Annotated in this window: 19 protein-coding genes; 9 read left to right on the forward strand and 10 right to left on the reverse strand. The window is 68.1% G+C overall.

The window, feature by feature from the left end; genetic code table 11:
- Positions 1–44 precede the first annotated feature (44 nt).
- The 7 genes from rpoN to LGR54_RS22515 form a co-directional block, all read right to left on the reverse strand.
- On the reverse strand, positions 45–1631 hold the full coding sequence (gene rpoN / locus LGR54_RS22485; RefSeq protein ID WP_230364194.1) for an RNA polymerase factor sigma-54: 1587 nt from the start codon (positions 1629–1631) through the stop codon (positions 45–47).
- Between the two features lie 57 nt (positions 1632–1688).
- Positions 1689–2573: an LPS export ABC transporter ATP-binding protein gene (gene lptB, locus LGR54_RS22490; protein WP_230364195.1), complete on the reverse strand. Its 885-nt coding sequence runs from the start codon at positions 2571–2573 to the stop codon at positions 1689–1691.
- A gap of 352 nt (positions 2574–2925) precedes the next feature.
- Complete coding sequence (locus LGR54_RS22495) at positions 2926–3612, reverse strand: LptA/OstA family protein (protein ID WP_230364196.1); 687 nt, start codon at positions 3610–3612, stop codon at positions 2926–2928.
- An 89-nt stretch (positions 3613–3701) separates the two neighbouring features.
- Positions 3702–4469, reverse strand: a complete 768-nt coding sequence (gene lptC / locus LGR54_RS22500) for an LPS export ABC transporter periplasmic protein LptC (protein WP_230364197.1) — start codon at positions 4467–4469, stop codon at positions 3702–3704.
- A 123-nt stretch (positions 4470–4592) separates the two neighbouring features.
- Complete coding sequence (locus LGR54_RS22505; RefSeq protein ID WP_230364198.1) at positions 4593–5225, reverse strand: ribonuclease D; 633 nt, start codon at positions 5223–5225, stop codon at positions 4593–4595.
- A 69-nt stretch (positions 5226–5294) separates the two neighbouring features.
- Positions 5295–6245 (reverse strand): 4-hydroxybenzoate octaprenyltransferase, encoded by a 951-nt coding sequence (gene ubiA, locus LGR54_RS22510; RefSeq protein ID WP_230364199.1) that lies wholly within the window; start codon positions 6243–6245, stop codon positions 5295–5297.
- Positions 6246–6265: 20 nt separating this feature from the next.
- A complete protein-coding gene (locus tag LGR54_RS22515) occupies positions 6266–7069 on the reverse strand; it encodes a hypothetical protein (RefSeq protein ID WP_230364200.1) in 804 nt (267 codons plus the stop codon).
- Between the two features lie 130 nt (positions 7070–7199).
- On the opposite strand from LGR54_RS22515, the gene LGR54_RS22520 reads away from it, so the two are divergent.
- Both LGR54_RS22520 and LGR54_RS22525 read left to right on the forward strand, forming a co-directional pair.
- Positions 7200–7964 (forward strand): 16S rRNA (uracil(1498)-N(3))-methyltransferase, encoded by a 765-nt coding sequence (locus LGR54_RS22520; RefSeq protein WP_230364201.1) that lies wholly within the window; start codon positions 7200–7202, stop codon positions 7962–7964.
- A gap of 118 nt (positions 7965–8082) precedes the next feature.
- Entirely contained in the window at positions 8083–9453 is a 1371-nt protein-coding gene (locus LGR54_RS22525; RefSeq protein ID WP_230364202.1) for a glutamate--cysteine ligase, read from the forward strand.
- An 87-nt stretch (positions 9454–9540) separates the two neighbouring features.
- Here LGR54_RS22525 and LGR54_RS22530 read toward each other — a convergent pair whose 3' ends face one another.
- Both LGR54_RS22530 and LGR54_RS22535 read right to left on the reverse strand, forming a co-directional pair.
- A complete protein-coding gene (locus LGR54_RS22530) occupies positions 9541–9972 on the reverse strand; it encodes a VOC family protein (protein WP_230364203.1) in 432 nt (143 codons plus the stop codon).
- Positions 9973–10075: 103 nt separating this feature from the next.
- Positions 10076–10960 carry a LysR substrate-binding domain-containing protein gene (locus tag LGR54_RS22535; protein ID WP_230364204.1) on the reverse strand — a complete coding sequence of 295 codons (885 nt, stop codon included), beginning with the start codon at positions 10958–10960 and terminating at the stop codon, positions 10076–10078.
- Positions 10961–11155: 195 nt separating this feature from the next.
- Here LGR54_RS22535 and LGR54_RS22540 point away from each other — a divergent pair, with 195 nt between their 5' ends.
- Both LGR54_RS22540 and LGR54_RS22545 read left to right on the forward strand, forming a co-directional pair.
- Complete coding sequence (locus LGR54_RS22540; RefSeq protein WP_230364205.1) at positions 11156–11530, forward strand: DUF1127 domain-containing protein; 375 nt, start codon at positions 11156–11158, stop codon at positions 11528–11530.
- Between the two features lie 252 nt (positions 11531–11782).
- The gene (locus LGR54_RS22545) at positions 11783–12829 is read left to right on the forward strand and encodes an LLM class flavin-dependent oxidoreductase (RefSeq protein ID WP_230364206.1); all 1047 of its coding nucleotides are present in this window, start codon (positions 11783–11785) and stop codon (positions 12827–12829) included.
- Between the two features lie 492 nt (positions 12830–13321).
- On the opposite strand, the gene LGR54_RS22550 is transcribed toward LGR54_RS22545, so the two are convergent.
- Positions 13322–14722: a glutamine synthetase family protein gene (locus tag LGR54_RS22550; RefSeq protein ID WP_230364207.1), complete on the reverse strand. Its 1401-nt coding sequence runs from the start codon at positions 14720–14722 to the stop codon at positions 13322–13324.
- A 203-nt stretch (positions 14723–14925) separates the two neighbouring features.
- Here LGR54_RS22550 and LGR54_RS22555 point away from each other — a divergent pair, with 203 nt between their 5' ends.
- The 5 genes from LGR54_RS22555 to mutL all read left to right on the forward strand — a co-directional run bounded on the left by LGR54_RS22555 (position 14926) and on the right by mutL (position 20597).
- Positions 14926–16101 carry an ABC transporter ATP-binding protein gene (locus tag LGR54_RS22555; RefSeq protein ID WP_230364208.1) on the forward strand — a complete coding sequence of 392 codons (1176 nt, stop codon included), beginning with the start codon at positions 14926–14928 and terminating at the stop codon, positions 16099–16101.
- Positions 16102–16111: 10 nt separating this feature from the next.
- Entirely contained in the window at positions 16112–17023 is a 912-nt protein-coding gene (locus tag LGR54_RS22560) for an ABC transporter permease (RefSeq protein ID WP_230364209.1), read from the forward strand.
- Positions 17024–17842 (forward strand): ABC transporter permease subunit, encoded by an 819-nt coding sequence (locus LGR54_RS22565; RefSeq protein WP_230364210.1) that lies wholly within the window; start codon positions 17024–17026, stop codon positions 17840–17842. It begins immediately after the preceding gene.
- A 127-nt stretch (positions 17843–17969) separates the two neighbouring features.
- On the forward strand, positions 17970–18611 hold the full coding sequence (locus tag LGR54_RS22570) for a dual specificity protein phosphatase family protein (RefSeq protein WP_230364211.1): 642 nt from the start codon (positions 17970–17972) through the stop codon (positions 18609–18611).
- Between the two features lie 87 nt (positions 18612–18698).
- A complete protein-coding gene (mutL, locus tag LGR54_RS22575; RefSeq protein ID WP_230364212.1) occupies positions 18699–20597 on the forward strand; it encodes a DNA mismatch repair endonuclease MutL in 1899 nt (632 codons plus the stop codon).
- The last annotated feature ends 4 nt before the right edge of the window (positions 20598–20601 follow it).

Raw genomic sequence — 20601 nt, forward strand, 5'->3', positions numbered from 1 at the left:
CGCGGTTTTGCCGCCCGCCGGGACGCGCCGGAAAGCATGGCGCGTCAACCGCCGGCGGCGGCGGCCTGCTTCTCGCGGCGACGTTGCACCGAGGAGGGGATGCGCATCGCCTCGCGGTACTTCGCAACCGTCCGGCGAGCGATGTCGATGCCGGATTCGCGCAGGCGTTGCACCAGCGTGTCGTCGGACAGCACGTCCGCGGGGGTCTCGGCGTCGATCATCTGCTTGATGCGGAACCGCACCGATTCGGCCGAATGTGCTTCGCCGCCATCCGAAGAAGAGATCGACGAGGAGAAGAAATACTTCATCTCGAAGATTCCGCGCGGCGTCGCCATGTATTTGTTCGAGGTAACGCGAGAAACCGTCGATTCGTGCATGCCGATGGCGTCCGCCACCATGCGCAGGTTCAGCGGCCGCAGATGCTGCACGCCCAGCGTCAGGAAGGCGTCCTGCTGGCGCACGATCTCGATGGCAACCTTGAGGATGGTGCGCGCCCGCTGGTCGAGCGAGCGGGTGAGCCAGGTCGCCGTCTGCATGCAGTCGGTGAGGAAGGCCTTCTCGCGGTCGTTGCGGGTGGTCTTCGACACCTTGGAATAATAGGCCTGGTTCACCAGCACCCGCGGCAGCGTGTCGGAGTTGAGCTCGACATGCCAGGAACCATCGGTGGCCGGGCGCACGAACACGTCGGGCACCACCGGCTGGATGACGCCGGAGCCGAAGGCGAGGCCGGGCTTGGGGTTGAGCCGGCGCACCTCGCCGACCATCTCGGCGAGGTCCTCCTCGTCGACCCCGCACAGGCGGCGCAGCGCGTTGAACTCCCGCCGCGCCAGCAGGTCGAGATGCGACAGCAGCGCCGCCATCGCCGGATCGAAGCGGTTGCGCTCCTTGAGCTGCAACGCCAGGCACTCGGCAAGCGAACGGGCGCCGATGCCCGGTGGATCGAAGCCGTGAATGGTGGAGAGCACCGCCTCGACCCGTGCCGGCGGGGCGCCGAGCTTCTCCGCCACGCTGGCGAGATCGGAGGTGAGGTAGCCGGCCTCGTCGATGAGATCGATGAGGTGATGGCCGATCAGCCGGTCCACGGGATCGGTGAGCGCCATGGTGAGCTGGCCGGCGAGGTGGTCGGCGAGAGAGGTCTCGGCGGGAACGAAGGATTCGAGATTGTAGCCTTCCTCGTCGCGCCCGCCACCGCCAACCCCGGCCCATTCCGAATAGGCCGGCGCATCGGCGCCCGGGGCGCCCCCCACCGGCTCGCGGCCGACATCATCGGGGAACACGTTCTCCAGCCCGGTGTCGAGCCGGTCCTCGATGGCGCTGCGCGAGGAATCCAGCCGATCTTCCAGCCAGTCGGCGGCCTGGGCCTCACGCTCGGCGCCGTGCCCTTCCGGCGCCGCCTCGTGCGTCTCGTGGACCGCCACCTCCAGCACGCTCTCGGCGCGCTCGCCGGCTGCCCCGCCCTCGCCTTCCGGCTCGGACTGCCGCTCCAGCAGCGGGTTGCGCTCGAGCTCGGCCTCGACATAGGCGACGAGGTCGAGATTGGACAGCTGCAGCAGCTTGATGGCCTGCATCAGCTGCGGCGTCATCACCAGAGACTGGGTCTGGCGGAATTCGAGGCGCGGGCTCAGCGACATGGAAGCAGGCCTCCATGCCCGGTGCGACGAAGGCGTGAGCGCGACGCGTACGCCATGTTACAGCCGGAACTCCTCGCCGAGATAAAGCCGGCGCACCTCGGGGTTGGCGACGATCTCGTCGGGCGAACCCTCCATCAGCACCGTGCCGGAATGGATGATATAGGCCCGGTCGATAAGGCCGAGCGTCTCGCGCACATTGTGGTCGGTGATCAGCACGCCGATGCCGCGATGGGTAAGATGGCGCACCAGCGCCTGGATGTCGCCCACCGCGATCGGATCGATGCCGGCGAAGGGCTCGTCGAGCAGCATGAAGGTCGGCCGCGTCGCCAAAGCGCGGGCGATCTCGACACGCCGCCGCTCGCCACCCGACAGGGCGATGGAGGGCGACTTGCGCACATGGGTGACGCGGAACTCTTCCAGGAGCGCGTCGAGCTCCATCTCGCGGCGCTTGCGGTCCGGCTCGACCATCTCCAGCACGGCGCGCAAATTGTCCTCGACCGACAGGCCACGGAAGATCGAGGCTTCCTGCGGTAGGTAGCCGACGCCGAGACGGGCGCGGCGATACATCGGCAGATGGGTGACGTCGTGGCCGTCCAACTCGATGCGGCCGGCATCGGCCTTCACGAGGCCGGTGATCATGTAGAAGATCGTCGTCTTGCCGGCGCCGTTGGGGCCCAGCAGGCCCACCGCCTCGCCGCGCCGCACGCCGAGGCTGGCCTCGCGCACCACCCGGCGGCCGCCATATTGCTTGACGAGCCCGGTCGCCCGCAGCAGGCCGGCCGACGGCGATACCGCCGGCTGTCGCGCTCCCGCCGGGGCCTCGCCGGGACGCCGGCCACGGCCGACACCATTCTGCGGAGCCCCGCCACTCCCGGAACCGTAGTCCGCCGCTGCCGGCGGAACTATCTGGCGTTCGCGGCTGCCTACCGGAAACAATCTCACGCGCACCCTCCGTGGTGAACGCACCACTAGAAGGGTGATAAACAATCCCGGACCCGCTGGCAAATGCGCGCAAGCAAAAATCGGGCCGCCAGCGCCAAACCCGATATACCAAGCGGAAAAATGACGGAAAGCGGGTGCCGGCGCGCGCGCCCATACACACCCTCGCGGCGCCTATGGCGGCGCCCTCAAGACCGGCACGCCTCGGCCGCGCGCCGGGTTCGGTTCCGCCCCCTCGGGGCCATCCGGGGCACCGCGGGACCGCCGACGCCGGCGACGTCTCGACCTCGAATCCTCAAGGCCAAATCCCCAAGGTCAGCCTCGACCTCGGAGCCTGGACGTCACGGCGTCGACATCACGGCTTCGGTTTCGCCGGAGCGCCGGGCTGCTGCTTCATCGCCCCCGGCACGATCAGGCTTTCTACCCGGCCACCCTCGATGCGCGAGGTGCCGGTGGTGAGGTCGACCACCAGCCGCTTGCCGCGAATGACGTTCTGGCCGGAGGTCAGCACCACCGGATTGCCGGTGAGGGTGATGGTGTTGGACTTGGTCTCGAAGATGCCCTGGTCGCCGGTCGCCTGCTGTTCCTTGGTGGTGACGATCACCCCACCATTGATCTCCAGCCGGCGGATCGACGAGGAATTGATCGGGTTGCCGGCCGCCGGATCGGTCGCCGCGCCCGCGGCGCCTGCCGGGGCGGCCTTGCCGTCCGAAGCCTTGCCATCGGCGGCCTTGCCGTCCTCGGCCTTGCCGTCGACGCCGGTGATGCTCTTGCCGTCATAGAACACCACCAATTCGCGCGAGCGCATGTTGGTGTCGCCCTGCTGCACCACGACATTGCCGGAGAAGATCGCCTTCTTCTCCTGGTCGCGCACTTCCAGGCTGTTGGCGTCGATCTTGATCGGCTGATCGCGATTGGCCGCGAAGCCCTGCAGGGCATTGGGCACGTTCTGCTGTGCGAACGCCGGACGCACGAGCAGCGCGACCGCGAGAGCGGGGGCAAGGGCGAGAAGGAGGGCGGTGGAGCGGGACAAAGCGTGCATGGAATATGTCTATCCCGCTGCGGGCGGGCATTCAATGGCCCGCCATCCGGTTCGAACGATCCGCACGGCGCCGGAGCCGCCGGCCGCGCTCACGGCGTCGCCTGCGGGCGCGGGGCGGAGACCGGGTCCATCGCCACGGTGCTCGATGCCGGCCCGGCCTCGGCCTTGTGCTCCGGTGGCAGCTTGAACACCAGCGTCACATTGCCGGTGAACAGCGCGCGCGCGTCCTTCTGCGTCACTTCCATGCGGTCGGCGGTCAGCCGCGCGTCGGTATAGGTGAGCTCCACCGGATGCTCGCTGACCATCCGGCCCTCGCGCATGCTGATGGAGGCATCCTGCAGCTTGCCGGCATAGCCGGCATTGGTGGCGAAGGTGATGCCCTCGCCGAGATGGATGTCCTGCGTCTTGGTGTCGTAGCTGCCGATCTTGGCGGTCAGCTTCGCCCAGCCCTGATCGGCCAGCTCGATGCGGGCATTGATCACTTCGAGATCGACGCGGTTCGGCTGGCTGAGATCCTGCGAGGCCGCCTCGGCGGTGAGGTTATAGCCGCGATTGTCCTCGGTGAAGCCGCTGAGCTTGGGCAGCTCCATCTTGATCCGGCTGCCGGACAGCGAGACGCGGCCGAGTTCCAGCGGCAGGTTCACCGGGATGCGGAACGGATCCAGCCAGACGATGCCGCCCATGACGACGAGACCGAGCAGCACCACCACCGGCATGCCGCGCTTGAACACCCGCACCCACCGGCTGTGGCTGGCGGCGTCGCGGAAGCGCTGGGCCGTAACGGCCGCGCGGCGTGGCGGCGCCACGCTTTCCTGTCCCGACGCGCTGCGCTCGGCGGATGTGATCTGACGATTCATGAGTTGAGGCACGTCCCCGGTCGCCGGCCCCTCCAGCGGCGCCTAAAATGGCTATTCCACCTCCGCCATGCAAGCCGCGACGGCCGCCGGCGTGGATGATTTGGCGCAACTCGTTGATCGCGCTCAGCTATGCGCGAAGATATCCTGTTCCGGCCAGCCGGCGAGATCGAGCGCGGCGCGAGTCGGCAGGAAACGGAAACAGGATTCGGCCAGCGCGGTACGGCCTTCGCGCGCCAGCATCGCGGCGAGCTTCTCGCGGATGGCGTGCAGATAGAGCACGTCGGACGCCGCATATTGCAGCTGCGCGTCGGTGAGGCTCTCCGCCGCCCAGTCCGAGCTCTGCTGCTGCTTCGACAGGTCGACGCCGATCAGCTCGCGGGCGAGCTCCTTCAGCCCGTGCCGGTCGGTATAGGTACGCACCAGCTTGGAGGCGATCTTGGTGCACCAGATCGGCTCGACGGTGACGCCGAAGGTCTTGCCGAGCACCGCGACGTCGAAGCGGGCGAAGTGGAACAGCTTGGCGATGGCGGGATCGGCGAGCAGCGCCTCGAGATTGGGCGCGCTGCCGGGGCCGGCGCCGGCCGGGATCTGCACCACGTCGGCCGAGCCGTCGCCGGGCGACAGCTGGACCACGCAGAGCCGGTCACGATGCGGGTTGAGGCCGAGCGTCTCGGTGTCGATCGCCACGAAGGGCGACTTTTCCGGCGAATAGCGCGAGAGATCGACGAGATCGCCGCGGTGCAGACGGATGGTCATGAGCTCGGCCCTTTATGCGATGGCGGTGATTATCACCCGCCATGGGCGCCGACAACCCGAACCCCAACCTCAGCCGGCCAGCGCCTGCAGCACGAAGCCGGCGAACAGGATCAGCCCGGCATCGCGATTGGAGCGGAACAGCCTGAGGCACAGCGCCGGGTCGTCAATGTCGAGCCGCGCGATCTGCCAGGCGAGATGGCCGGCGAACAAGGCCGCGCCGACATAGGCGAAGACCCCGCCGCCGGCCGCCGCCACCGCGGCGGCGATCAGCAGCGCTGCGCCGGCATAAAGGCCGACCAGCCACGGCCGGGTCGCGCGCTCGAACAGGCGGGCGGAGGATTTCACCCCCACCGCCTCGTCGTCGGCGCGGTCCATATGCGCGTAGATGGTGTCGTAGCCGATCACCCACAGTATGGCGCCGGCATAGAGCAGCAGCGCGGCGGGCGGCAGCGCCTGCATCAGCGCGGCGAAGCCCATCAGCGCGCCCCAGGAGAAGCACAGCCCCAGCACCGCCTGCGGGATCCAGATCACCCGCTTCATCAAGGGATAGACCGCGACGATGCCGAGCGAGGACAGCGCGGTGATCTGCGCGAAGCGCGGCAGGCAGAGCAGCACCACCAGCCCGACCAGCGCCTGCCCCACCAGGAAGGCGAAGGCAGCGGCGAGGCTCACCTGGCCGGAGGGCAGCGGGCGCGAGCGGGTACGCTCGACCTTGCCGTCGATGTCGCGGTCGAGAATGTCGTTCCAGGTGCAGCCGGCGCCGCGCATGGCGACGGCGCCGAACGCGAACAGCACGAGATAGGCCAGCGCCGCCAGCGGATCCGGCGTCACCCCTTCCGCCAGCATGGTACGGGACGCCAGCGCCACCGACCACCAGCAGGGGATGAGCAGCAGCCACGAGCCGATCGGCCGGTCTACGCGGGCGAGGCGCAGATAGGGCTGCGCGAAGGGGGGCGCGTGGCGCTCCACCCAATTGCCCGCGGCATCGGCGGGAGCGGCAGAGGCGGCGGGGGCGATCATGATGGAGGACGCGGAAGCGGTCAGCGCAGCGCGTTGCCGCCGAGCGTGTCGAACACGCCGCCCGGCTTGTTGGCGCTGACGCCCGGCAGGCCGCTCGGCAGGCCGAGACCGGCGGACACCGCGCTCTGCGGCGGCGGGCCGGACGGACCCGCGCCGCCGCCTTCCTTCATCTCCAAGGCGACCTTGCACACCTTGTCGCGCACGCCGACGACGTTGGTGGTGCTCTCGCGCAGCTTGGTGAGCACCTCGTCCGGCACGCCGCACTTGGTCTTGTTGGTGCGCAGATAGGTGAGGAACTTCTGCTGCGAGGTGGCGAAATTGCGGAACAGCGGGCAGAGCTCGGTGGGCGGCACCTTCTTCTTGCTCGCCGCCTGGAGGGCGCCGCCGCGCGCCTCGAGATCGGTGCGCAGCTTGTTCACATTGGTCTGGCAGTCCGCCATGTCGCCGGAAGGCTGCTGCACCATGCCGCCGGGCATGGTCATGTGCGACTGGGCCGGCGAAGACATGGCGGGCGAGGACATGGCGGGCGACGACAGCGAAGGCGACGACAGCCCGGGCGCGGCGCTGCCGAGATCCGGGGTCGCGTCCATCGTCGCGGAAGGCGCCGCCGCCGGAGCGGCGGCCGGAGCGGGCGCCGGGCTGGCCTGAGGCGTGCTGGCCTGAGGCGTGCTGTCGGTCGCGCCGCCGGGCGTCCCGATCCATTGCGCGCCAGCCGGCCCCGCCAACGCCATTCCGGCGATGACCGCGAGGCCGATAAACGCGGCACGGGTACCGCTCGCCGCGCGCATGCTGGCCCGATGGCCTTCCCAAATCTGGCGTGTCATTCCGTCTTCCGCTGCAGGGACGTCGCTTACCAAGCGTGATACAGAGGCCTGAAAGATAGGGCAATATCACGGCAGAATGGTTAATTCCGACTGCTGCGGCCCACTCACACAGGCAGATACGGGCAGACTTATGGCACGCATGCGCGGCGACGGCACCGACGCCGAGAGCTATGATTTTCGCGCGCAGCGGCTGTTCGTGCCCGACGACCTCGCCGAGGGCGCCGAGATCCGCCTCGACCGCGACCGTGCCCATTATGTCGCCGATGTGATCCGGCTGGAGCCGGGCGCGGCGCTGCACCTGTTCAACGGCCGCGACGGCGAGTGGCGTGCGGTGCGCCAGAGCGCCGGAAAACGCGACGTCGCCTTACGTTGCGAGAACAGGCTGCGGGCGCAGGCGCCGCTTGCCCCGCTCGATTACGCCTTCGCGCCGCTGAAGCATGCCCGGCTCGACTACATGGTGCAGAAGGCGGTGGAGATGGGCGCCGGGCGGCTGGTGCCGGTGATCACCCGCCACACCCAGGCGACCCGGGTGAACACCGAGAGGATGCGCGCCAACGTCATCGAGGCGGCCGAGCAATGCGGCATCCTCGCCGTGCCGGAAGTGGCCGAGCCGCTCCCCTTCGAGCGCTGGCTGGCCGGCCTCGAACACGAAAAAGTGATACTATTTTGTGACGAAGCCGCCGGTCCCGGCGACCCGGTGGCGAAGATCCGCGCCGCCGGCGACGCGCCGCTCGCGGTGCTGATCGGACCCGAGGGCGGCTTCGCCGAGGTCGAGCGCCGGATGCTTGTCGCGCGCGATAGAACCATCGTTCTGTCGCTCGGCCCGCGCGTGCTGCGCGCCGACACCGCGGCGGTAGCGGCCCTTGCCCTGGTCGGCGCGGCGCGCGAGATATGACGTAGCGTCAAGTTCCGAATAACACGGGAAAATCGCGGCATTTCACCGATTTGCGTTGCCCTTCGGCCTGTGTATGTTCTCGCGCCCTACCTGCCTCTGCCGAGCCGCCGGAGATCCCATGGCGCGAGACCAGATCGACACCCAGCCCATCGAGAGCCGCGACGAGCTGGTCGCCTGGCTGGACGCCGGCTGCAAGCCGGCGCCGCGCTTCCGCATCGGCACCGAACACGAGAAATTCCCGTTCACGCTGAACGGCCACGAGCCGGTGCCCTATGAAGGCCCGAACGGCATCCGCGCCCTCCTGGAAGGCATGCAGGCGCTGAACGGCTGGGAGCCGATCATGGAGGGCGAGGCGATCATCGGCCTCGCCGACACCGTCGGCGGCGGGGCGATCTCGCTGGAGCCCGGCGGGCAGTTCGAATTGTCCGGCGCGCCGCTCATCTCCGTCCACGAGACCTGCGCGGAGGTGAACGGCCATCTCGACCAGGTGCGCGAAGTGGCGACCCCGCTCGGCTTCGGCTTCCTCGGCCTCGGCATGAGCCCGAAATGGACGCTGGGCGAGACGCCGGTGATGCCCAAGGGGCGCTACCGCATCATGGCCAACTACATGCCGAAGGTCGGCACGCACGGCCTCGACATGATGTTCCGCACCTGCACCGTGCAGGTGAATCTCGACTTCGCCTCCGAAGCCGACATGGTGAAGAAGCTGCGGGTCGGCGTCGCGCTGCAGCCGATCGCCACCGCGCTGTTCGCCAACTCGCCCTTCACCGAAGGCAAGCCGAACGGCTTCCTGTCGTTCCGCTCGGAGATCTGGCGCGACACCGACAATGAGCGCGCGGGCATGCTGCCCTTCGCCTTCGAGGACGGCATGAGCTTCGAGCGCTATGTCGACTACGCGCTCGACGTGCCGATGTATTTCATCAAGCGCGGCGACACCTATATCGACGTCGCCGGCTCGTCCTTCCGCGACCTGATGGCGCGCAAGCATCCCGCGCTGCCCGGCGAGGGGCCGACGGTGTCGGACTGGGCCAACCACCTCTCGACCATCTTCCCCGAGGTGCGGCTGAAGCGTTACCTCGAGATGCGCGGCGCCGACGCCGGCTCGTGGAAGAATCTGTGCGCGCTGCCGGCGCTGTGGACCGGGCTCTATTACGACACCACCAGCCTCGACGCCGCCTGGGACCTCGCCAAGGGCTGGACGGCCGAGCAGCGGCAGAAGCTGCGCGACGACGTGCCGAGGCTCGGCTTCAAGGCCGAGATCGCCGGCCGGTCGATGCTGGAGGTGGCGCGCGACGTGGTCGCCATCGCCCGCGCCGGCCTCGCCCGTCGCGACATGCGCGACAGCCAAGGCCGCGACGAGACGCGCTTCCTCAAGCCGCTGGACGAGAGCCTCGACCTCGGCACCACGCCGGCCGAGCGGCTGCTCGACCGCTACAACGGCGCCTGGGGCGGTTCGGTGGAGCCGGTGTTCGACGAGGACGCCTACTGAGGTTTCTGCGCAAGGTACCGGCTAAGGCACCGGCGCGAGGCGCGCGCGGAAGGCCCGGCCTTCCCGCCTGCCTCGGCCCCTGACGCTTCAACCTTCCGAGGAGCCGGCGCGATAGGTGCCGACGCTCCACAGATGGCCCTCGGGATCGCGCACCGCGAATTCGCGCGAGCCATAGGGGGTGTCGTAGATGTTGACCGCCACCCGCGCGCCGGCGGTGCGCGCCTTGACCCACAGCGCCTCGGCATCCTGCACCACCACATAGATGCCCTGGGTGACGCCGCCGGCCTCGGCCGGGCTCACCATGCCGAGCGAATCGTCCTTCAGGCCGCCCAGCATGATGGCGGAGGAGCCGAGCCGCAGCTCGGCATGGGCGACCCCGCCCGCGCCATCGTCAACCACCAGGATCGGCGCGAAGCCGAAGGCGCGCTCCAGCCAGTCGATGGCGGCACGCGGATCGGCGTAGCGCAGGAACGGCACGATATCGCCGGGAACGGCACGGGCTGGAACGGGGGCGGGCATGGCGACCTCCCTGAGGCGTCGGCCTCGGACGCGGGCTGTCGCCACAACGGGCGCGAGCCCACCAAGTTCCTCACTCTGCCAGGTTCCTCACTCCGCCGTCTCCTCACTCCGCCGCGATGGCCGCCTCGGAGATGTTGTCGAGGCCCTGCACGATGTGATCGGCGAGCGCATCGGCGAGCGCGGAATGCTCATGCCGGTTGCGCACCAGGCCGATGCGGCAGGGCGCCAGCGCCGGGAAGCCCTCGCCGGGGCCGAGCACCCGCATGCCCGGGCGCAGGCCGGATTCCGGCAGCACGGAGATGGCGAGCCCCGCCAGCACCGCCGCCGACACCGCGGTCGAGTTCGACGAGGTGTAGAGGATGCGGAACGGCCGGGCGAGCGCCTGCAATTGCGCGATCGCCTCCTGCCGCCAGTTGCAGCTCTGCCGGCCGAGCGCCAGCGGCAGCGGCTCCTCAAGATGCGTCGCGTGGCGGCTCGACCCCACCCAGAGCAGCTGCTCGCGCCGGATGATCTCGGTCTCGCGGGCGATCATCTCGCAATCGGTGATGATGGCGAGGTCAAGATCGCCAGTATCGATACGATCGATCAGATCTGTTGATGGATCGCACACCACCGTCAGCTCGACATTGGGGTGGGTGTGCGAGAAGCGCGCCATGATTTCCGGCAGATAGCGGTCGGCGTAATCATCGGGCACGCCGAGGCGCACGCGGCCGGAAAGCTCGGCATTGCTGAGGCTCGCCACCGCTTCCATGTTCAGCCGGACGATGCGGCGAGCGTAGTCCAGCAAACGCTCGCCCTCGTCGGTGAGGCGCGAGGCGCGCCCGTCGCGGGCGAAGATAGGCTTGCCGACCCGCTCCTCCAGCCGCTTCATCTGCATCGACACCGCCGACTGGGTCTTGTGGACCACTTCGGACGCCTTGGTGAAGCTGCCGGTTTCGGCGATGGCTATGAATGTTCTTAATTGATCAATATCGAGCAGGGCGGTCATGGCGGGCCTCATCGCGCTCTAACATCAATATCTATGATAACTCGGATCATAAACATTCGCTAGTGTGATGAATTGATCTCCCTCATAAAGATCCTGTCGCGAACGGGTGACGGCGAATTCGGGTGGGCGCGAGACGCGCCATCAGTGAAATAGCCCGCACCGCCGCGCGGCCGACACAGATGGAGGAATTCTCAGATGTCGTACATGGGCGAAGTCCGCAGAACCGCGTTCTCATCCTTCGGTACCGCCGCCAGCGGGTTGCTGACCGGTGCCGTGATCACCTTCGTGCGCGTCGCCAAGGCGCTGCACCGCCGCACGCTGCTCAACCAGCTCGGCGATTTCGACGACCGCATGCTGAAGGACATCGGGCTCACCCGCGCCGACCTGCGCGATGCCGCCTCGGGTCCGGTCTGGCAGGACCCGACCAGCGTGCTGGTGGTGCGCGCCGTCGAGCGCCGCGCCGGCCGCCGGCAGGCGGTGCGCGACAGCCTCGACGTCACGCGTCCGCATTCCGGTTCGAACGTTGCCGTTTCGAATGCCGCCCCCCGCGAAGCCGCCGGGTGCCATTGATCATGCCGGGCCGCAAACCCGGAACGAGTTTCGGCGGTTCCTATCCCCTTTTGCCGCCTAACTGAGCCCGCCGGTCCGCCCGGCGGGCTTTTTTATTGCCGCCACGTGGCAGCACGTTTCCGGCGGCCGAGCTTGCAGACGCGAAATCCCGCCATTGCAGCCGGCACGATGGAGATGACGGCGCGAGCGTCCATATGAGGACGGCCGGCGACACGCCGGCATGCATCCTCCAGCATCCGGGACATCCGCGTCATGGCAAAGCATCTCGATCTCGGGCTCGACACCTTCGGCGACGTCATGGCCGATGGCGAGGGCCGCCCGCTCCCGCACGCGCAGGTGCTGCGCAACGTGGTCGAGCAGGGCGTGCTCGCCGACGAGCTCGGCGTCGACTTCTTCGCCGTCGGCGAGCATCACCGCGAGGACTACGCCGTCTCCTCCCCGGAAGTGGTGCTGGCCGCCATCGCCGCCCGCACCAAGCGGGTGCGGCTCGGCTCGGCGGTGACCGTACTGTCTTCCGACGACCCGATTCGCGTCTATCAGCGCTTCGCCACCGTCGACGCGCTGTCGAACGGGCGCGCCGAGGTGATCCTCGGCCGCGGCTCCTTCACCGAATCCTTCCCGCTTTTCGGCCTCGACCTGAAGGACTACGAGACGCTGTTCTCGGAGAAGCTCGACCTGTTCACGGCGCTGCTGCGCGAGAATGCCTCGCCCGGCGGCGTAAACTGGAAGGGCGAGCTGCGTCCGCCGCTCGTCGGCCAGCACGTCTATCCGCTGCCGGAAAGCGGCACGATGAAGACCTGGATCGGGGTAGGCGGCTCGCCGGAATCGGTGGTGCGCGCGGCGAGCTACGGCCTGCCGCTGATGCTCGCCATCATCGGCGGCAGCGCCTCGCGGTTCAAACCCTATGTCGAGCTCTACCACAAGGCGGCCGCCCAGCTCGGCACCACGCCGCAGGCGGTGGGGGTGCATTCGCCCGGCTACATCGCCGACACCGACGAGCAGGCCAAGGAAGAGTTCTTCCCGGCCTTCAAGGCCAATCGCGACCGCATCGGTGCCGAGCGCGGCTGGCCGCCCATGGGCCGCGACGAGTTCGAGCGGGAGGTGAGCCACGGCTCGCTCTATCTCGGCTCGCCGGAGACGGTGGCTTTGAAGATCGCCCACACCGCCAAGACGCTGGAGCTCGATCATTTCGACCTGAAATACAGCGCCGGCCCGCTCGGCCACGACAAGTGCCTGTGCTGCATCGAGCTCTACGGGACCAAGGTGATCCCGCTGGTGCGCGAAATGCTGGAAGACTGAGGCGGGGGGCCTCGCGGCGAGGCAGCGCGGGAGGTATCTCCCGACCGGCGCCTTCCAAGGCAATATCCCGGACGGCCGCGAGGCTGATCCGGGATGTTCGTCTTCCCACTCCCCTCTTGGGGAAGGAAAGAAGCAGGCGCAATCCGCCGACAATCGCCGGATCGGCTCGCCCTCGCACGCAACGGCTCGCTGTTTTCCTCTCCCCGTCGGGGAGAGGTGGCCCACGCTGCGGGTCGATGAGGGTGCGACGCGGCTGCGGAGCTTGGGAGCGTCGAGCCCCTCACCCCAGCCCTCTCCACCAAGATCGGATGCATCCGATCTTGGCCTGGTTGGGAGCCGAACGCGGTAACAGCCGAGTTCGGCACGGGAAGAGGAAGCCAAAAGCTCCGCCCTCCCGGCGACGGGCGCCTAGAAGAAGGCGCTTGGAACGAAGAACGCTCCGGAGAGGGAGCGAGAGGCGCGACCCGGCGGTGAACGCCAGATCAGCCCCCCTCACACGTTCAGCAGCAGATATTCGCGCTCCCAGGGGGAGATCACCCGCATGAAGGTGTCGAATTCCTGCTGCTTCACCGCCGTGTAGGTCTTCACGAAGGACGGCCCGAGCACGGTGGCGATCTCGTCGGAATACTGCATCGCCGCCACCGCTTCGAGCAGGCCGCGCGGCAGCTCGAAATCGAGGCCCTTGGCGTCGGATTCCAGCGGCTCGGTCGGGCGCAGCCCCTCGACGAGGCCGAGATAGCCGCAGGCCAGCGAGGCGGCGATGACGAGATAGGGGTTGGCGTCGGAGGACGGCACCCGGTTCTCCACCCGCCGCGCCGCCGGCGAGGACGGCGGCACGCGCAGGCCGGCGGTGCGGTTGTCGTAGCCCCACTGCACGTTGATCGGCGCCATCGAATCGCGGGTCAGCCGGCGATAGGAGTTCACATAGGGCGCGAGGATCGACATCACCGCCGGCAGATAGCGCTGCTGGCCGGCGATGAAGGAGAAGAACTCCGATGTCGGGTCGCCATCCTTGTCGGAGAAGATGTTCCGCCCCGTCTCGGCGTCGACGATCGACTGGTGGATGTGCATCGCCGAGCCGGGCTCGTCGGCGATCGGCTTCGCCATGAAGGTGGCGTAGATCTTGTGCTCCAGCGCCGCCTCGCGAATGGTGCGCTTGAACAGGTACACTTGGTCGGCGAGCTGGATCGGGTCGCCGTGCAGCAGGTTGATTTCCATCTGCGCCGCGCCGTCCTCATGGATCAGCGTGTCGATCTCCAGGCCCTGCGCCTCGGAATAATCGTACATGTCCTCGAACAGCTGGTCGAACTCGTTGACCGCCTGGATCGAATAGGACTGGCGGCCGATCTCCGGCCGGCCCGAGCGCCCGACAGGCGGCTTCAGCGGATAATCGGGATCGGTGTTGGGCTCGACGAGATAGAACTCGATCTCCGGCGCCACCACCGCCTTCCAGCCCTTCTTGGCGTAGAGATCGACGACGTTCTTCAGCACCTGGCGCGGGGCGAGGTCCACCGGGCGGCCGTCGCGGTGATAGGCGTCGTGGATGATCTGCGCGGTCGGATCCTGCGCCCACGGCACCACGGCCAGGGTCGAGAAATCCGGCTCCATCACCAGATCCGAATCGACCACCACGGAATCGACGAGGTCGTCATAGGGCGGGTAGTCGCCGGAAATGGTCTGGAAGAACACGCTGAGCGGCAGGTTCATCACCGGGCCGTTGAGGAACTTGGACACCGGCATGATCTTGCCGCGTCCCACCCCGGCAAGGTCGGGCACCGCGCATTCGATCTCGGTGATGCCCCGCGCCGCCATCCACGCCTTTGCTTCCGCCAGATTGGCGACGCCGCGCGGATTACCGATCGCGTCCTGCTCGGAACGCTTCTTCTTAGCCATGTGAACCTTCCATTGCGCGTCTGCCGCGCGCTGCCGAGGCAATCACGGCGCCATTCCGGCCGTCAAGGGGGCCAACGCTGCCGCAGCGGCTGCCCGAATCGATGCATGGCAAAATTGTTTGCAATCTTTCATTGAGCCGTCGCTTGAAGGCGGATAGCGTTCGTTATGGGGCCGGTCCGCCGGCGGGCATCACGGGGTAGCAGATGAGCACGGGCGTCACCGAGAAGACGCAGACCACCATTGGCGGCATCCGCCGCAAGTTTGCTCCCTGGAACGACCCCGCCGCCGTCCCGCTGATCCGCTACGAAAACGTCTCCAAGCGCTTCGGCGAGTTCACCGCCGTCGACAACCTGTCCCTCGACATCTACGAGCGCGAGTTCTTCGCCCTGCTCGGCCCGTCGGGCTGCGGCAAGACCACGCTGATGCGCATGCTCGCCGGCTTCGAGGATCCCACCGAGGGCCGCATCACCCTCGCCGGCCAGGACCTCGTCGGCATGCCGCCCTACAAGCGGCAGACCAACATGATGTTCCAGTCCTACGCGCTGTTCCCGCATATGAACGTGATGGACAACATCGCCTTCGGGCTGAAGCAGGACGGCATGGAGAAGGGCGCCATCGCCGCCCGCGTCGAGGAGATGCTCAAGCTCGTCAAGCTGGAGAAATTCGCCAAGCGCAAGCCGCACCAGCTTTCCGGTGGCCAGCGCCAGCGCGTGGCACTGGCCCGCTCGCTCGCCAAGCGCCCGAAGGTGCTGCTGCTCGACGAGCCGCTCGGCGCGCTCGACAAGAAGCTGCGCGAGGAGACCCAGTTCGAGCTGATGGACATCCAGATGCAGCTCGGCATGACCTTCTTGATCGTCACCCACGACCAGGAGGAAGCGATGACGGTGGCCGACCGCATCGCGGTGATGGACCACGGCAAGCTCATCCAGGTGGCACCGCCGGCGGTGATCTACGAGCACCCCAACTGCCGCTATGTCGCGGATTTCGTCGGCGACGTGAACATCCTCGAGGCCAAGGTCGAGACGGTCGAGCCCGGCAATGTGGCCCTCTATACCGGCATCGGCGGCGGCGCCAAGCTGTCCATCGCCCAGAATGTCGAGGCCAAGCCCGGCGACACCGCCTTCGTCGCCATCCGCCCGGAAAAGGTGCGCATCGACATCGATCCGCCGGCCTGGCAGGAGGCCAACTGCCTGCGCGGCGAAGTGTGGGACATCGGCTATCTCGGTGACCTCTCCATCTACCATGTCGAGCTGGAAGGCGGGGTGCGCATCAAGGCGGCCAAGCCCAACCTCACCCGCATGGTGGAGCGGCCGATCACCTGGGAAGACAAGGTATGGGTCTCCTGGACGCCGGATGCCGGCGTCGTGCTGACGCGCTGAGGAGGCGGGCATGGCCGCGAAAGCAAAAGGACGTTGGCTCGTCCTCGCCGTTCCCTATCTCTGGCTGCTGGTGCTGTTCCTCGTCCCGTTCCTGATCGTCTTCAAGATCAGCCTGTCGCAGGACGCCATCGCCCAGCCGCCCTACGAGCCGGTGTTCGACCTCGCCGCCGGCTGGGAGGCCTTCACCGACGCCTTCAGCCAGCTCAATTTCGATAATTACGCCTACGTCCTGTCCTGGGACAACGAGTTCATCGAGGCCTACGGCTCCAGCCTCTGGATCGCCGGCATCTCGACGCTGCTGCTGCTCGCGGTCGGCTACCCGATCGCCTACGGCATGGCGCGGGCGCCGAAATCGATCCGCCCGACGCTGCTGATGCTGGTGATCCTGCCGTTCTGGACCTCGTTCCTGATCCGCGTCTATGCCTGGATCGGCATCCTGTCGCCGGAAGGGCTGCTCAACCAATTGCTGATCGCGCTCGGCATCATCAACCCGGACGCGCCGCTGCAGATCCTCGCCACCGATACGGCGGTCTATATCGGCATCGTCTATTCCTACCTGCCCTTCATGATCCTGCCGCTCTATTCGGCGCTGGAGAAGATGGACGAGACGCTCCTGGAAGCCGCCGCCGACCTCGGCTGCCCGCCCTTCGCCGCCTTCTGGAAGATCACCTGGCCGCTGTCGCTGCCCGGCGTGTTCGCCGGCTGCCTGCTGTGCTTCATCCCGGCAGTGGGCGAGTTCGTCATTCCCGACCTGCTCGGCGGTTCCGACACCATGATGATCGGCAAGGTGCTGTGGACCGAATTCTCGGTGAACCGCTCCTGGACGGTGTCCGCCGCGGTGGCGGTGCTGCTGCTGCTGGTGCTGGTGATCCCCATCGTCTTCTACCAGAACGTTCAGGCCAAAGAGATGGAGGGCCGCTAGATGCGCAAGGGGCTTTCCTGGTTCAACACCACTTCGATCGCGCTCGGCTTCACCTTCCTCTATCTGCCGATTGTGCTGTTGGTGATCTATTCGTTCAACGCCTCGCGGCTGGTCACCGTCTGGGCCGGCTTCTCGACGGAGTGGTACTGGAAGCTGCTGCAGAACGACCAGCTGCTCGAAGCCGCCTGGGTGACGCTGCGCGTCGCCTTCCTCTCGGCGAGCGTGGCCACCGTGCTCGGCACCCTGGCGGCGATCGCCCTGACCCGCTATGGGCGCTTCAACGGCCGCATATTGTTCTCCGGCATGGTCTACGCCCCGCTGGTGATGCCGGAGGTGATCACCGGCCTGTCGCTGCTGCTCTTGTTCGTGGCGGTGAACTTCGACCGCGGCTTCTGGACCATCACGCTGGCCCACATCACCTTCACCATGTGCTTCGTGTCGGTGGTGGTGCAGTCGCGGCTGGTCACCTTCGACCGCTCGCTGGAGGAGGCGGCGCTCGATCTCGGCTGCCCGCCCTTGAAGACCTTCTTCGTGGTGACGCTGCCGATCATCCTGCCGGCGGTGGTCTCCGGCTGGATGCTGGCCTTCACCCTGTCGCTCGACGACCTCGTCATCGCCAGCTTCACCACCGGCCCCGGCGCCACCACCCTGCCGATGCGCATCTACAGCCAGGTACGCCTCGGCGTGACGCCGGAAATCAATGCCATCTGCACGATCCTGATCGCCATCGTCACCGTGGTGGTGGTGATCGCCTCGGTCATCACCAAGCGGCAGGAAGTCGCGCGCGAAAGGGCGGAGCGACTGGCGGCGGCTGGCTGAATTCCGACATGATTCCGGGCGAGGAATGGCCGTATTGCACGATCGTTCCTTCCGCCCGGTTTCCGTCACGCGAGCCCCGCTCCCAAGAGCCCCCCGCTTCCAAGAGCCCTGCCCAAGAGCCCCTGCCATGAGCCAGACCGATGCCCTCGACGCCGCAGGCGAGGCCGCTACCTCGACGCATCCCGATGCCGCCCGGCGACCGGGACGCCTGCGTCGCGTCCTGCGCCGCAGCGTTCAGGTCGTGGGCGTGGTGGTGCTGCTGATCGGCGTCTATCTCGGCATCGAGCAGCTGATCGGCAATTTCCACACCGTGGTGCCCGGCGAGCTCTACCGCTCCGCCCAGATCGACGCCCGCGAGCTTGCCGGCCTCCAGAAGGACTACGGCATCAAGACGGTCATCAACCTGCGCGGCGCCTCGAACCATTCCTGGTACCAGGACGAAGTGGCCGAGAGCAGCAGGCTGGGGTTGACCCATATCGATTTCGGCCTCTCCGCCGGGCGCGAGCTGACGCAACCGCAGGTGGAGCAGCTGATCGCCCTGATGCGCGACGCGCCGAAGCCGATCCTGGTGCATTGCCGGGGCGGCGCCGATCGCTCGGGCATCGCCTCGGCGCTCTATGTCGCCGCCATCGCCAAGGAAGGCGAGATGGCCGCCGAATGGCAGCTGTCGCTGTTCTACGGCCATTTCCCCTTCCCGTTCGCCCCCGCCTGGGCGATGGACGAGACCTTCGAGCGCATCGAGCCCTGGCTGGGTTTTCCCAATTCGTGATGTGAACGACGGGCGGTTTCGGAGCGCATGGCCCGGCGCCAGCGTGTAGGCTGGCGGACCGTCCTCGAATCGAGCCCACGACCGATCATGCCGCTGCGCCTGCTTCCTTCCACGCTGGTCGACCGCATCGCCGCCGGCGAGGTGGTGGAACGCCCGGCCGCGGCGCTGAAGGAAATCGTCGAGAACGCCCTCGACGCCGGGGCGCGACGCGTCGAGATCGTCATCGACGGCGGCGGGCGCCGGCTGCTGCGCGTCACCGACGACGGCAGCGGCATGAGCGCGGAAGACCTCGCTCTGTGCGTCGAGCGCCACGCCACCTCCAAACTCGACGCCGAGGACCTGATGGCGATCGCCACGCTGGGCTTTCGCGGCGAGGCGCTGCCCTCGATCGGCGCGGTGGCGCGGCTCTCCATCGTGAGCCGGCCGGCGGGGGCCTCCAGCGCCAACGAGATCCGCGTCGAGGCCGGGGTGAAAGGCGAGGTGCGCCCCGCCGCGCTCGGCCCCGGCACGCGGGTCGAGGTGCGCGACCTGTTCTTCGCCACCCCGGCGCGGCTGAAATTCCTGAAATCCGAGCGCGCCGAGACGGCGGCGGCGGTCGATGCGGTGCGCCGCCTCGCCCTCGCCCGCCCCGAGGTCGCCTTCACGCTGGTGACCGACGACCGCGCGCCCGTCACCTGGCCGGCGCGCAGCGCCGACGCCGCCGGGCGACGGGCGCGCATCGCCGACGTGCTCGGCCACGAGGTGGCGCAGAACGCGCTCGACATCGAGGGACGGCGCGAGGGCGCCCGGCTCACCGGCCTCGCCGGGCTGCCGACCTATTCCAAGGCCAACTCTCTGTCGCAATATCTGTTCGTCAATGGCCGCCCGGTGCGCGACAAGGTGCTGATCGGCGCCATCCGCGCCGCCTATTCCGACCTGCTGCCCTCCGACCGTCACCCGGTGACGGTGCTGTTCCTCGACCTCGATCCGGAGGGTGTCGACGTCAACGTCCACCCGGCCAAGACCGAGGTGCGCTTCCGCGACGCCGGCAACATCCGCGCGCTGATGGTGCGCACTCTGACCGACGCGCTCACCGCCGGGGTGCCGCGCACCGCCTCCACCGCCGCCGACAAGCTGGCGGAACTGGCGCGGGCGAATATGGGGGCGAGCGTGCTGCCCGCCGCGCCGCTGCGCATCCCGCCCGCCGCCGCCGGCTGGCGGCAATCCTCGCCGCCCACCGATTGGCGCCAGTCCTGGGCCCGCCCGGAAGGCTGGGAGCCGACGGCGGGCTTCGCCGAGCCGCCGGACGAGCCGGGCGCCGGCCCCACCGCACCAGATCTCGGTCTCCGCCTCGATCTCGGCCTCGACCTCGCCCCGGCGGCGGATGCCCGCGCCCATGAGGCGCCGGCACAGGCCGATGCGATGGACCGCCCGCTTGGCGCCGCCCGCGCGCAGCTGCACGAGACCTACATCGTCGCGCAGACGCAGAACGGCGTGGTCATCGTCGACCAGCACGCCGCGCATGAGCGCATCGTCTATGAGAAGCTGAAGGCCGCCATGGAGCGCGACGGCCTCGCCCGGCAGATGCTGCTGGTGCCCCTCGTGGTCGACCTCGACCCTTCCGAGGCGGCGCGACTGGCCGAGCGCGCCGAGGCGCTGGAGCGTTTCGGCCTGGTGGTCGAGGCCTTCGGGCCGGGCGCGCTGCTGGTGCGCGAGGTGCCGGCGCTGATCGGCGAGGCCGACGTACCCGCCTTGATCCGCGAGCTTGCCGAGCACGCCGCGGAATGGGACGATGAGATGCCGCTGGAGCGGCGGCTGCTGCATGTCGCCGCCACCATGGCCTGCCACGGCTCGGTGCGCGCCGGCCGGCGGTTGCGGCCCGAGGAGATGAACGCCCTGCTGCGCGAGATGGAACGCACCCCCAATGCCGGCCAGTGCAATCACGGGCGGCCGACCTTCGTGACGCTGTCGCTCCCCGACATCGAGAAACTGTTCGCGCGCCGCTGAGACC

Origin of the sequence: Ancylobacter sp. Lp-2 (assembly GCF_020523795.1) — a bacterium.
Taxonomy (GTDB): Bacteria; Pseudomonadota; Alphaproteobacteria; order Rhizobiales; family Xanthobacteraceae; genus Ancylobacter.

Excerpts from the sequence above, each read along its gene's own strand:
- rpoN (WP_230364194.1), bottom strand. The coding sequence starts at position 1,631 with ATGTCGCTGAGCCCGCGCCTCGAATTCCGCCAGACCCAGTCTCTGGTG.
- LGR54_RS22495 (WP_230364196.1), bottom strand. The coding sequence starts at position 3,612 with ATGCACGCTTTGTCCCGCTCCACCGCCCTCCTTCTCGCCCTTGCCCCC.
- lptC (WP_230364197.1), bottom strand. The coding sequence starts at position 4,469 with ATGAATCGTCAGATCACATCCGCCGAGCGCAGCGCGTCGGGACAGGAA.
- LGR54_RS22505 (WP_230364198.1), bottom strand. The coding sequence starts at position 5,225 with ATGACCATCCGTCTGCACCGCGGCGATCTCGTCGATCTCTCGCGCTAT.
- ubiA (WP_230364199.1), bottom strand. The coding sequence starts at position 6,245 with ATGATCGCCCCCGCCGCCTCTGCCGCTCCCGCCGATGCCGCGGGCAAT.
- LGR54_RS22515 (WP_230364200.1), bottom strand. The coding sequence starts at position 7,069 with ATGACACGCCAGATTTGGGAAGGCCATCGGGCCAGCATGCGCGCGGCG.
- LGR54_RS22520 (WP_230364201.1), top strand. The coding sequence starts at position 7,200 with ATGGCACGCATGCGCGGCGACGGCACCGACGCCGAGAGCTATGATTTT.
- LGR54_RS22525 (WP_230364202.1), top strand. The coding sequence starts at position 8,083 with ATGGCGCGAGACCAGATCGACACCCAGCCCATCGAGAGCCGCGACGAG.
- LGR54_RS22530 (WP_230364203.1), bottom strand. The coding sequence starts at position 9,972 with ATGCCCGCCCCCGTTCCAGCCCGTGCCGTTCCCGGCGATATCGTGCCG.
- LGR54_RS22535 (WP_230364204.1), bottom strand. The coding sequence starts at position 10,960 with ATGACCGCCCTGCTCGATATTGATCAATTAAGAACATTCATAGCCATC.
- LGR54_RS22540 (WP_230364205.1), top strand. The coding sequence starts at position 11,156 with ATGTCGTACATGGGCGAAGTCCGCAGAACCGCGTTCTCATCCTTCGGT.
- LGR54_RS22545 (WP_230364206.1), top strand. The coding sequence starts at position 11,783 with ATGGCAAAGCATCTCGATCTCGGGCTCGACACCTTCGGCGACGTCATG.
- LGR54_RS22550 (WP_230364207.1), bottom strand. The coding sequence starts at position 14,722 with ATGGCTAAGAAGAAGCGTTCCGAGCAGGACGCGATCGGTAATCCGCGC.
- LGR54_RS22555 (WP_230364208.1), top strand. The coding sequence starts at position 14,926 with ATGAGCACGGGCGTCACCGAGAAGACGCAGACCACCATTGGCGGCATC.
- LGR54_RS22560 (WP_230364209.1), top strand. The coding sequence starts at position 16,112 with ATGGCCGCGAAAGCAAAAGGACGTTGGCTCGTCCTCGCCGTTCCCTAT.
- LGR54_RS22565 (WP_230364210.1), top strand. The coding sequence starts at position 17,024 with ATGCGCAAGGGGCTTTCCTGGTTCAACACCACTTCGATCGCGCTCGGC.
- LGR54_RS22570 (WP_230364211.1), top strand. The coding sequence starts at position 17,970 with ATGAGCCAGACCGATGCCCTCGACGCCGCAGGCGAGGCCGCTACCTCG.
- mutL (WP_230364212.1), top strand. The coding sequence starts at position 18,699 with ATGCCGCTGCGCCTGCTTCCTTCCACGCTGGTCGACCGCATCGCCGCC.